The sequence below is a fragment of the Desulfobulbaceae bacterium genome (assembly GCA_015231515.1).
GTDB lineage: Bacteria > Desulfobacterota > Desulfobulbia > Desulfobulbales > VMSU01 > JADGBM01.
In genome coordinates, this window is record JADGBM010000027.1 from 20,802 (window position 1) to 32,844 (window position 12,043).

At 44.2% G+C, this 12,043-nt stretch carries 12 protein-coding genes and 1 riboswitch; of the genes, 7 read left to right on the forward strand and 5 right to left on the reverse strand.

Annotated elements, in window-relative coordinates; all coding sequences use genetic code 11:
- Window positions 1-9 precede the first annotated feature (9 nt).
- Window positions 10-996, reverse strand: a complete 987-nt coding sequence (locus tag HQK80_06475; GenBank protein ID MBF0221858.1) for an alcohol dehydrogenase catalytic domain-containing protein — start codon at window positions 994-996, stop codon at window positions 10-12.
- An 84-nt stretch (window positions 997-1,080) separates the two neighbouring features.
- Window positions 1,081-1,314, reverse strand: a riboswitch (cobalamin riboswitch).
- A gap of 59 nt (window positions 1,315-1,373) precedes the next feature.
- Between HQK80_06475 and HQK80_06480 the strand changes: the two genes are divergently transcribed.
- On the forward strand, window positions 1,374-1,532 hold the full coding sequence (locus HQK80_06480) for a rubredoxin (GenBank protein MBF0221859.1): 159 nt from the start codon (window positions 1,374-1,376) through the stop codon (window positions 1,530-1,532).
- 69 nt (window positions 1,533-1,601) lie between these two features.
- Here HQK80_06480 and HQK80_06485 read toward each other — a convergent pair whose 3' ends face one another.
- A complete protein-coding gene (locus tag HQK80_06485; GenBank protein MBF0221860.1) occupies window positions 1,602-2,120 on the reverse strand; it encodes a hypothetical protein in 519 nt (172 codons plus the stop codon).
- A gap of 161 nt (window positions 2,121-2,281) precedes the next feature.
- On the opposite strand from HQK80_06485, the gene HQK80_06490 reads away from it, so the two are divergent.
- The 5 genes from HQK80_06490 to HQK80_06510 all read left to right on the forward strand — a co-directional run bounded on the left by HQK80_06490 (window position 2,282) and on the right by HQK80_06510 (window position 6,454).
- Window positions 2,282-3,001: a hypothetical protein gene (locus HQK80_06490; protein MBF0221861.1), complete on the forward strand. Its 720-nt coding sequence runs from the start codon at window positions 2,282-2,284 to the stop codon at window positions 2,999-3,001.
- A 132-nt stretch (window positions 3,002-3,133) separates the two neighbouring features.
- The gene (locus HQK80_06495) at window positions 3,134-3,859 is read left to right on the forward strand and encodes a hypothetical protein (GenBank protein ID MBF0221862.1); all 726 of its coding nucleotides are present in this window, start codon (window positions 3,134-3,136) and stop codon (window positions 3,857-3,859) included.
- A gap of 16 nt (window positions 3,860-3,875) precedes the next feature.
- Complete coding sequence (locus HQK80_06500; protein ID MBF0221863.1) at window positions 3,876-4,406, forward strand: hypothetical protein; 531 nt, start codon at window positions 3,876-3,878, stop codon at window positions 4,404-4,406.
- 39 nt (window positions 4,407-4,445) lie between these two features.
- A complete protein-coding gene (locus HQK80_06505) occupies window positions 4,446-4,793 on the forward strand; it encodes a hypothetical protein (protein MBF0221864.1) in 348 nt (115 codons plus the stop codon).
- Entirely contained in the window at window positions 4,736-6,454 is a 1,719-nt protein-coding gene (locus HQK80_06510; GenBank protein ID MBF0221865.1) for a hypothetical protein, read from the forward strand. Before HQK80_06505 ends, HQK80_06510 begins: the two co-directional genes overlap by 58 nt.
- 30 nt (window positions 6,455-6,484) lie before the next feature.
- On the opposite strand, the gene HQK80_06515 is transcribed toward HQK80_06510, so the two are convergent.
- The 3 genes from HQK80_06515 to HQK80_06525 form a co-directional block, all read right to left on the reverse strand.
- Entirely contained in the window at window positions 6,485-7,162 is a 678-nt protein-coding gene (locus HQK80_06515) for a ribulose-phosphate 3-epimerase (GenBank protein ID MBF0221866.1), read from the reverse strand.
- Window positions 7,163-7,276: 114 nt separating this feature from the next.
- Entirely contained in the window at window positions 7,277-9,940 is a 2,664-nt protein-coding gene (locus tag HQK80_06520) for an insulinase family protein (GenBank protein ID MBF0221867.1), read from the reverse strand.
- 116 nt (window positions 9,941-10,056) lie between these two features.
- On the reverse strand, window positions 10,057-10,854 hold the full coding sequence (locus HQK80_06525) for a prolipoprotein diacylglyceryl transferase (GenBank protein MBF0221868.1): 798 nt from the start codon (window positions 10,852-10,854) through the stop codon (window positions 10,057-10,059).
- Window positions 10,855-11,036: 182 nt separating this feature from the next.
- On the opposite strand from HQK80_06525, the gene HQK80_06530 reads away from it, so the two are divergent.
- On the forward strand, window positions 11,037-12,043 hold a 1,007-nt coding region (locus tag HQK80_06530), incomplete at its 3' end, for a DUF4080 domain-containing protein (protein ID MBF0221869.1).

The window sequence follows — 12,043 nt, forward strand, 5'->3', positions numbered from 1 at the left end:
TTTTAAATTTTAAACACCTGAATCCAGGGTATATAAAAGAACCTTCATGCTGATTTTTTCGGAAACCAGGCGAAGGGCATCCTTGAGCTCCCAGAGCGGCATTCGGTGTGAGACCATATCGTCAACCTGTATTCGACCATCGGATAATAAAGCTAACGCTTCAACACCGTGCCGGAAGCTGCAGCCATAGGCACCAACAAGCGTTTGCTCCAGGTAGTGCAATGTATTGAAATCTATAGGCAGGGCACAATCATCCTTAGGCAATCCCGAAAAAACAACCAGTCGCCCCCGCGGTTTAAGGTGGCCAAGCGCATCCTGGTAAGCGCCCTTATCCCCAACAGCAATGATGCAGACATCATACATCTGATCAGTCAGAGCTGGGGAAAGCTCTTTTGAAAACGCGCGTCGTTTTGGATGTGGTTCAATCAGTGTTGCTTCCGCGCCTTTTGCCAGGGCTGCCCGTGACAATAATACTCCAGCTGGCCCACCACCCCAGATACCGATAGTTTCGCCTTCTGTCAGACGGGCAAGCTCAAGAGCGTTCAAACAGCATGACAGTGGTTCAGCAAAGACTGCTTGATCGGGTGTTAAATTATCAGGGACAAGAATCAGGCTTTGCACCGGGGCAACGACATACTCAGCAAAACCACCATCCCGATGAAAACCCATTATCTGCATGCTTTTGCACAGATTTCCAGCACCAACAAGACATAGAGGGCACTGTCCACAACTTGTTCCCGGATAGACGTAGACGCGCTGGCCCTCCTTAAAGTTATGTACACCGTCACCAACACCACAAATGCTCCCCACCACCTCTTCTCCTGGAATACGCGGCATAACCAGATCGCGATGACCGACTTCAATAATCTTCAGATCAGTCCGGCATAAGCCCGTAACCTCAACTTTAATCAAAACCTCATCAAATCCCGGTTGAGGAAGATCAAGTGTGCAAACCTCAAAGGAACCGATCTCCTTAACCACAATTGCTTTCATCATTGGTCACCCCTTGTCAGGTAATAGCAGTAAAAAAAAAGGGTTTCAATGGACGCAACTCGTCCATTGAAACCCTTTACCATTAGATTCAATCAAAAAAATTCCAGCAGGTCTTCTGGCTCTCCTGCCCTCCCAACGGCCTTCCCATTCTGTTTTTAACAGAACAGTGGCGCACAGGGTTGAAAGGGGGTTCCTTTACAAGTAAAGGCAGGATTACAGCGGCGGGACCGCCACGGATTCTAACCGTGTTCCGGGATACTGAAAGGTCAAATTAATACATTAAAATCTGCCAGACCGTCAACCAGATTTTTGTAGCATTTATTTTTGTCATGGATACACTCACAAAATCACTCAAAAGTATTCAAAGGAGGTATCTGAAAATGGAAAAATATGTGTGCAGCGTCTGCGGCTATACCTATAACCCTGCCGATGGTGACCCTGATACCGGTGTTAAAGCTGGCACAGCTTTTAAAGATTTGCCTGAAGACTGGGTTTGTCCTGATTGTGGTGCTGGCCTTGACGCTTTTGAAAAAGTGTGAGATCCCGTAAGAGAAAGCATAGGGGCCTTTTAGCACTGTCTGCATATAGAGACAAAAAATCTGTACGCCTCAGACAGCGTTACCAGGTGTAAGGTTTTCCCACTCCTCGGGCAAATCGGCATGATCCAACCCCACCTTGCTAAAAAAATCTCTCAAGGTTTCCGGTGTACAGTTAACAGAACTCCGTTTACCAAATGTGATCACATCCCCCACCTCAACGTTAAAAAAACGCCTCAACCCTTCACATACCGCTTCTGCCATCCGCTGAAGATCAAGATTTTCTTTTTTAGAAAAGACCATCAGCCGATCCCAGTTGGCAGCACAGCGCTCAAGTCCACGATAAAGGCTTTTGTCTCGATTTTCCACCATAAGATCCCTGGAGATAATTCTGCGATACCCCTCGACAACGGCCAGTTTCAGTCTCAGCATATCATCTTCAGACAATATTGCCCCTGGCCCACCAGGATCTTCTGTCAGATAATATAGTGAACCATGGTAGGTAACCTCTGGTATCTCACCGCCATTTTCTATGATCAAAACCTCATCATCAAGAAGTTCTTTGATGTTTACATTCTGTAGAGTTTTCATAAATAGTTCTAAAAAAGTAAAAGAAAATGTTTAAACTACGTAAAAAGTGTCAAGTTACAGGCTACAAAGTCCGATCAATATTAAGAATTCGATACTATTTTCAGCCAAACAGCTCTGGGTTATACACCAGAAAATAAATTTGTAAAAGGGGTTTAAAACCAATGATTACAAGGATCAAGGCCCAAAATATAGAATTGAAATTATTGATATTTCACTATGTCTTTTTCACAGCAGTTTTTCTTGCAGCACTGGGTATATTTTTTTTATCGCCCGCACAGGGCTCCACAGTTTTACACGGTCCGAACACTCAAAATCCCTATCCAATCCCCAAAGCTTTGGTTGATCCAAACGTTGAATACAGCAACCAGGCTGAAGATTTATATAGTTCCATACAGGGAATGGCTATTCAACTTTTTCAAAACCTTGAAGATCCAGATCCGGTTGTCGGCGAACTTGCCGAAGGTGTGGCTTTCAGTACTTTTGTAGATCTTAAGAAATTAACGAGAACCTCATCCTTTGGCCGATACCTCGCTGAACAGTTAATGACAGAATTCCAACAACACGGCTTTTCCGTCATCGAAGTCCGTAAAAGTACATCTATTCAGGTGCAGGAAAAACGCGGTGAGTTTGGACTTTCAAGAGAGCTCGAAGAAATAGCACCACAGGTTGCAGCCCGAACCTTGATTACCGGTACATATACTGTCGCCGGCAACCATATCATGGTCAATGCTAAGCTTGTAGATAACAAAACAGCACAGTTACTATCAAGTGCAACTGTGCTGTTTCCCAAAAACAGTCTTGCAGAACTTCTGTTAGCTGACAGTGCTTCAGCGTCAGCTAAGAAAAAAGAAGTAACATATATGAAACGTCTAGAATTATAAAATCAAAGTTTGATACAATAAAAGAGTGCCTTGGAGGAAAAAATGAAGAAATCAAACGTTCTGTGGTCGTCGGTAGGGTGCCTATGTACAGCTTTTCTGTTATGTGTGCCTGCCAGTTGGGCTGCTACAGAGATGAAACCAGCCAGCCCAGGTGATATTGCCGGAGTACAGGTCAACGTCACGGTAAGTCAGGATGGCCCTGCTGGAGCAAAGAAAGAAGCAGCCGACAGTGATCATGTTATCCCGCCAACTGTAGAGCGCGGCGCTGTTGCTGTAAAGGAACAACCACCCGCCAGATCAAACCAGCAACCACGGCACCGTATTTATCAGTATATGCCCGACTCTTCAAAATCTTATGGTACAGAGAGCATGCTTTCAGAGCTTTCCAAGGAGGTTGCCGGCAAAGTTTTTTATCAACTCAAAGATGAAGGGCAAAAAAACCTGACCTCACGAGTTGCAGTAGTTGCAGCAGTGCCTCTCTCTGACTTCAAAAGAGAAACTGAATTTGGCAGAATAATTGCCGAATATCATCTCACAGACCTGGCTGACCGTGGAATACGAGTGAAAGAACTGCGACTCGGAAGTGACATCAATATCCTGCCACAAACGGGTGAGTTCATCCTATCAAGAAATATTGGTGAAATAGCCAACAACTCTCCAGCACTCGACTATGTTGTTGTTTCAACGTTTACCAATACCCGAAAAACCCTTATCCTCCAAGGGCGGTTAATATCTCTTAAAACAGGGTTGGTCAAAAGCTCGTGGCGCTACAATCTTCCACTTAACAGAGAGCTTCTCGGCCTTTTTTACTCAACGGAACAACCATTTACCATAGCTGTCAAAGGTATGGACCAATAAGGCAAAGGAGAAAAAAATGAAAGGCGTCTATAAAAAGTATTTTGTTGTTTTTTGGGTCAGTATCTTCCTTTTATGGTCCGGTTCACACTCAACCGAGGCAAAAGAACTTGGTGGTGAATTTGCCGTTGAAGACCGGCCAATAGAGATTGTCTCCTATCAAAGTTACGCTGGGTTGTCGGAATTAGTTTCAATGATCTGTGATGACGCCATTGATCGGTTTCAAGGCTTTTACGGCCCGACAGTCGTCACTGTTCGTCCCTTTGCTAGCGCTGACGACACAGCGAAAGATAAAGTATCAAAACTCGGGGTTACCCTTGCAGACCAGATGATCGCCATGGTCAACAACGACACCCTGGTAATGGCCAATAGCGACCGGAAAAGTTCCGGAGAAAGCTACGAACAAAATCTTTCCGGGGTACTCCAGGAGATAGATGGCTACCTGAGGGTTCATATCAGTGGGCGAAACGTTGAAGGAAAGCGGGTTTCCTATGTCGCCAACATAGAGATGTCGGAACCAATTTACCGGGCTCTGCACACTTACCTTTAAAAAAGTAACTTCGTACGCAACCAAACATAGGATCTGACTATGGCTGAAGAAGAAAAAGATGATTGGCTCGATGACTTAGATGGTGACGATGGCTCCTCTGACCTCGACCAATCCGACATAGAGTCTCTGCTTTCAGGCGATATCGACGATTCCCCTGCTGAAGATGCGGAGGCAGATGAAATAGACTCTGCGGACATCGATTCCCTACTCTCCGGTACAGAAGGAGAGATTTCTGCGGCACCAACAGAAGATGCGGGTGATTTTGATCAGTCGGATATAGATGCGTTGCTATCAGGAACAGACGATGACCTTCCGGCTCCCCCCCCCCCTTGGATACCTCCGACAGCAACGCAGAAGATGCGGGTGATTTTGATCAGTCGGATATAGATGCGTTGCTATCAGAAACAGAATCCACAGCCGAAAACAAAAGCATCGAAGACCCGGATCAAAATGAAATTGACATGCTCTTTTCCGAAGTTGATGATGGTGATGTCCCAGAGGGTGATCCATTCCAGGCAGAAGAGATAGATTTTAAAGATGTTATCGGTTCAGATCAAGATGGAGAAGATGTCTCTTTTCTAGATGGAACAGGAACAGCGTTTGATGCTGACGAGTTTGGTATCGATGATGATATGCCGGATATTCCTGATCTAGACAGCGATAGTGATGATGATGACCACACATCTCTTTTTGATGACGGTAAACAGGAAACAGTTGCCACAGAAGAGGCCACGGCCCTGATGGGCGCAGATGATGATTCTGGCAAAGCTGGTGGAATGTCGCAAAAACTGTCTATGCTTCTGGCCAACATGCCACCAGCCTTGCAAAACAGAAAAACCCAAGGCATCATTGGCGGCTTTCTACTGGTTGTTATCCTCTTAGGAGCCTTCCTCTTCAGTGGTGACGAGGAGGGTCAGGATGTGGCCGAACAGGCTGTTGAGGAAAAGGCAGTACTAGCAGAGCAGCCATCACCGCCTAAGAAAATTAACACCAGTCCTGTCGTTAAAGATGCTGAGTTCAGCATGGCTCAAGGCAACGAGCTGGCTGTAAATTTAACTGCCGAGGATGCCGAAGGGGATGCGCTAAGCTATGAGATTCTCTCGCTACCACTGTACGGAAAACTCTCAGGACAAGCGCCACATTTAATTTATATTCCCAGCAAAGAGTTCGCCGGCCAAGACAGCTTTATGTTTCGGGTAAGTGATGGCACCAATATAAGCGAAGCGGCTAACATAAAAATATCCGGGCCAGCGCCACAGATTGCAGTAAATCTGCCACCACAGACAACAGACCAAACACAAACACCACCAACGAAACAAAGCAAACAAACCGTTAAACCAAAAAAACTGACCATTGCTGCCAAAACCAAGACCTACGAGGTGGACAGCACCAACGACATTCTCATTGACTGGGAAGATATCTGGAGTAGTGTCAACTACCTGCCTTTCACCAAAAACGTCGAGATAGATATCATAAGCAGCAACCTGCGTGGAACTCTTAGTAAAATTGGATATGGACAAAGCCTCTACGTCCCAGACAAATATTACGGCGGTCAAGAAAAGATAAAGTACCGCTTTAAACTTGGTAAAACAGTATCAAAAGTTCGGGAACTTAAAATAAGTGTCAAGCTGGGAACACCGCCTCCAACAATCAAACTCGCCAAAATGTTGCCATCATACATGCCGGGTGAAACTGTCGTTCTTGATGCTGCTGAATCCCGCGACGAAAAAAGGGATTCTGTAAAGTTCAACTGGAAGCAGATTTCTGGTGTTCCCGTTCAACTGGAGTTTCTTAATCAGGAGCAGTCCCAGGTTGCCTTTGTCGTCCCGTCTTCATTTAATACTGTTGCCAATCCAGGACCAGTCCTTCGGTTAACAGCTACAGATGAAGACGGACAGACTGATACACGGGATATACACGTTGAAAGCAAGTCACGAAGAGTATCAGCTATGTGGAGAGGGCTGGCTGGTGGTGGAATTGCTGAAGATCCCTATTGCCCCCAAGACAACTGCCTCGGTGGGCTTTTACCAGGGCCTTACGGTGATTGATTGATAGCCTGTTTTACTGTCACGAATAACCTACAGCCTATCCGCCTGCTTTCTGGCCTTCGCCTTAAGTTCTGCAATAACTTCAGCGTAATTTTCCTGGCCAAAGACAGCTGAGCCGGCAACGAAAATATTTGCACCAGCCCCAGCAATACTACCGATTGTTTTGGGGCTTACCCCCCCATCTATCTCTATCCCAACATTAAGCCCTTTAGCATCTATTTTTTCCTTTAACCTTCGCGTTTTGTCTATAACCGACGGAATAAATTTTTGTCCGCCGAAGCCAGGGTTCACGCTCATCAACATAACCAGATCCAACTCTTCAAGGATATAATCAAGGGTGTCAAGTGAGGTCGCTGGATTTAAAACAGCCCCGGCTTTTTTGCCAAGCGCTTTAATTTTCTGGATGGTTCGGTGCAGATGGTTACATGTTTCGACATGAACCGTTATCCAGTCAGCTCCTGCCGCCGCAAAATCATCAATGTATTGATCCGGATTAGAGATCATCAAATGAACATCCAGAGGATGATCTGTAATCTTGCGTACCGCATCAACGATAAGTGGCCCAATGGTAATGTTGGGCACAAAATGTCCGTCCATCACGTCTATATGAACAACATCAGCTCCTGCTTTAATGACCTGACGAATATCATCACCAAGTCGTGAAAAATCAGCCGAAAGGATGGATGGCGCAATCATTAATTCCCGCATATAAAAACCTCGTTTGTTGGCTGTTGGCTGTTGGCTGTTGGCTGTTGGCTGTTGGCTTAGATTGTAATTTTTTTGCCAGAAGCTAACAGCTTAATGCTAATAGCTTTTTTATATTTACTCAGCTCCGACTGTTACCATGACATGATGCTCCGGCAGTAAATATTTTTGAGCTACCCGCATAACATCGGCAGCGGTTATTCGAGTTACCTCGTGAATATATTTGTGACCAAAATCCTGTCCCAGACCATAGGCCTCGCTCAAGGCTATATCCATCGCCTGTGAGCCGTTCGTTTGCAGGCTTAGTTCATAGTGACCGACAATAATATTTTTAGCCTTTTTCAGCTCCTCATCTGATATTGGCTCGTTGCGCATTCTATCGAGTTCTTTCCATGCTGAATCAATTGCCTCCTGCTTTTTATCCGGGCTGGTTCCGATATAAATACCGAGCGAACCCGTATCGACCCCCAAGAGCGTAAAAGAGGAAAGGCTATAGGCTAAACTCTGTTTATCTCTCAACTGTCTGAAAAGGCGTCCGCTTTGGCCGTTTAAAACAGTTTCTAAAATTTCCAGCGCATAACGGTCTTCGCTCTTAAGGTGTGTGCCGATAAAACCAATAACAATATGAACCTGTTCTCGATCACGAGATATTTCAAAGGAAACGGGTTTGTCGGGTACAGCGGGGGCCAAAAACTCCTCAAGATTGTCGCTCTGCTGATCACTGACCCAGCGTCCAAAAAGTTTTTCAACAATCACATACACCTCATCAGCTCTTACATCACCAGAGATAGCCAGAACAAGATCTTCAGGCTTGGCGTGCTCTTTATAAATATTCTGTAAAATTTCTGAGGTAAGACCCTGAATAGCCTCTTCTGATCCTAACGTATTGAGGCCATATGGGTGACTTTGAAAAAGCACCCGATTAAACTCAGTAAAAGCAAGAGCTGCCAGATTGTCTTCCTGTTGCTTTAAAGAGGCAATACGCTCCGGTTTAATTTTATCGGCCTCCGCCTGATCAAATGCCGGACGCAAAAGGACGTCAGCGACAAGCTTCATGCCATCTTTAAAATATCGCGATAGAAAACTGGCCTTGAGACCAAAGGTGTTTTTTCCATTAAAGCCCGAAATATCTCCAGCCATTTCGTGAATCATTAAAGAAAGTTCCCGCGATGTCATGTTTGCTGTGCTCTTGGGTAAGAGCTCGCTTATAAACGCAAACGCACCGTTTGTTTCCAGGGTCTCTCCCCTTAGCCCGCCAGGAAAAACAGCTCTGATTGAAACAGTCGGTACCTGGTAATTTTCACGAACCAACAGGCGAACACCGTTACTCAAGGTGAAGCGATGCAGGTTACTCAGGTACGATTCTTTTACCAGCGAGGTTGGAATCGCTGCCTGTGCAGCAACCTCGGCTCTCTCTATTAATGCTGCCAAACTCTCAACAGTCAGACCAATATCTGTGCCGTTCGGCGCTAAATAACCGGCAGTTAAGTTCTTGCCGGTAAAGTAGATATTTGCCACTCGCATAAGATCCTCTTTTGTCACAGCCCGAACTCTTTCTAAATAATCATCCTCCCGAGGATCACCTGTTAAGGCATTAAACGAGCCAAGCACCCTGGCTTGACCATCAACCCGCTCAAGGTTAAAAATAAAATCGCTCTCCAGACTTCGCTTCACCCGGTCCAGCTCTTTTTCTTCAACCTGCACATACTTAAACTTAAAAAGTTCCGTTAAAGCAACCTCCATAGCTTGTTCAATATTTTCTTTATCTAAAGTGGCTGATATTTCAAATAACCCTTCATCTTTTGGGGTGAAAGCGCTGGCACTGATGTTGTAAACAAGCCCTTTTTCATTTCGAAGCTCATTGTATAACCATGAGGTTTCACCATTACCCAATATACTGGAAAGTACATCTATGATCGGAGTATCCTTATCTTTAAAGGCAGGAATTGGCAGGGTCATGGCCAACTGCGACTGGTTGACATCTTTTATTACCTTAAAGAGTTTCGGTCCTGTTTTGGGGGGCTCTTTTTGTACCACTCGTTCTTTTGGTTTGCCTGCCGGTAAGGCCGAAAAAAGCTCCTTAACCTTTTCAATAACCGGTCCTGCAGCTACATCTCCAACAACTACTGCTGTAAAGTTTTCCGGCACATAATGCTCTCGTAAATAGTGAAGAATATCGTCTCGGGTAAACGATGACACACTCTCCGGTGTACCTATAATGGGCAGACGATACGGATGTTCATCATAAGAGTTGGTCATCATCTCCTGGTAAAGCATCATTTGGGGCCGGTCATTACGCATATTAATCTCTTCCAGTACGACCTTCTTTTCCCTTTCCAGCTCATCACTATCAAAGACAGAGTTCAGCACCGCGTCAGTAAGCACCTCCAGCGTCGGCTCCCAAAAACGGGCTGACAAAGTGGCGTGATATACCGTGTATTCATAGGAGGTGTAGGCGTTTATCTGCCCGCCCCTTTCTTCAATTTCTGCGGCTATTTGACCCGCACCACGACTTTTTGTGCCCTTAAAAATCATGTGTTCTATGAGGTGGGTTATCCCGCCCTCTGTGGGCCCCTCATAAATACTGCCTGCCTTTACCCATATTTGCACCGTTACAGCCTTTACACCAGGAACCTCTTTTACAAGGACTGTCATGCCATTCTCGAGCTTTTCCTTAAACAAGTGGGGCTTTAAGAAGCCCGCCTGAGCAATTTGTGCTGCCATAGTAATCACGTAAAAAGTTATAAATATTAATGAGAGATATCGTGCTGTTTTTTTCATTGCCGTTTCCTTGAAACCGTTAACTCTACCAAATAAACAAAATAAAACCAGTCGTAATCAACTTCATAACTATTCAGGTGGCGCCACCCAAAGAGCGAAAACCACTAAAAAGTTACTCAACTTCTTTGATTCTGCGTGATAGACTTTCCCTTTCTCAGGGCCATAATAAAAAGACCACTCAATATCATAAGACTGCTCAACAGCTGCCCCATGGTGATGTGGTCAAACAAAAAACCAATCTGTACGTCAGGTTGCCTGAACAGTTCGACAAACGAGCGGAAAACACCATAAAAAACTAAAAAGAGTGCCACCATATATCCGGAAGGAAACTTTCTGTCTTTTGCAATCCACAACAGACCAAACAAGACAACACCTTCAAGAAGAGCTTCATATAATTGAGAGGGATGACGCGGCAAAGGCCCGCCACCTGGAAAAATCATGCCCCAGGGAACTTCTGTTACTCTTCCAAAAAGTTCAGCGTTAATAAAATTTCCAATCCGCCCAAAACCCAGACCAATAGGTATAGTTACAATATAAACATCCGCTGAAGACCAAAAATTCAGCTTGTTTTTCCAGCAAAAAACAATCCCCCCAAGAACCGTTCCAAGAAAAGCGCCATGAAAGGACATACCGCCCTGCCAGGTTGCCAGAATCTCGGAAGGATGACTGATGTAATAGCTGAAATTATAAAAAAAAACATAGCCTAACCGACCACCAACGATCAGACTAACGATAAGCATAAAGTTTATGTTTTCAAAATGTTTTCCAAGCTCTGTAAGTTTATTCTTTTTTATTTGGTACAAAACAAGATAATAGGAGCAAATAAAACCAAGAACATACATAAGTCCATACCAGCGAACCTTGGCAGGGCCAATGCTGAAGATAACGGGATCAATTTCCGGAAAAGTTAGCATTTTGTTTTTTCACCTAATAACGTTATATAACGAACATGAAAATCGACCTGATTGCTTTTAACTGCAGATACTCACACTCCTGTCTGGCACTTTTTTACATAAGGGGCGAGTTACGAAAACACACGCAAACAGTCCCCGCTATTTGCCAATTCACCATCAATGACCCTTATTACGACACCTTGTTGAAGATAACCGGAACAGATGCTGATGCACTCTTTTTTTCCGTTTATATTTGGAATTCAGACTATATAAAGCGCCTTATTCATGACATAAAAACAGCCGTACCAGAGATCATTATTGTCCTGGGAGGCCCACAAGCTTCTTCTCTTTTTGAAGATATCAGCCCCAAAGTCACCCTTGTGCGGGGTGAGATTGAGGGGGTTGACCCTTCTTTTTATATCGACTTAGCATTAAAAAATCTTCGTCCTCTTTATACCTGTAAACCGATGCCTCGTTTTGATTTTCCATATACAGATGATGACTTTGAAAACCAACTCAAAAATAGAAATATCTACTATGAATCTTCGCGCGGTTGCCCCTTCTCCTGTTCCTACTGCCTTTCTTCTATAAGCAAAGGAATTAACTCTACAGATATTTCAAGAGTAGAAGAAGAACTTTCTATACTTATCAAACAAAAACCAACAATCGTTCGTTTTGTAGACCGCACATTTAATGCCGACCCTAAAAGAGCTCTGCAAATTTGGTCATTTATTTTAAAAAATACGCCCCCTTCATCATGCTACCACTTTGAAATTGCGCCCGATTTATTTACAGAAGAGATGTTTGCCTTTCTTGAAACAGTACCAAAAGGTCTTTTTCAATTTGAAATCGGCATTCAGTCTATCAATGTAGACACTTTGACGGCTGTTAATAGAAAAATGGACATTGAAAAGGCCTTTATCACCATAAAAAGACTTCTTTCTTTTAATACAATCCACCTACATATAGATTTAATTCTTGGCCTTCCAAACGACTCTGTGCAAAGTTTTCAAAAATCGTTCAGAGCTCTTTTTAAACTGCATCCCCATTACATCCAAATGGGTCTTTTGAAGGTTCTGCCAGATACAGGTATAGAATCTTCTGCCAAAGAATATTCAATCAAATTCTGTAGGAAACCACCCTATCAGGTTTTATCTACCAAATGGATGACCCACTCTGAAATAAGGCATCTTTATCTGTTTGGTGAATG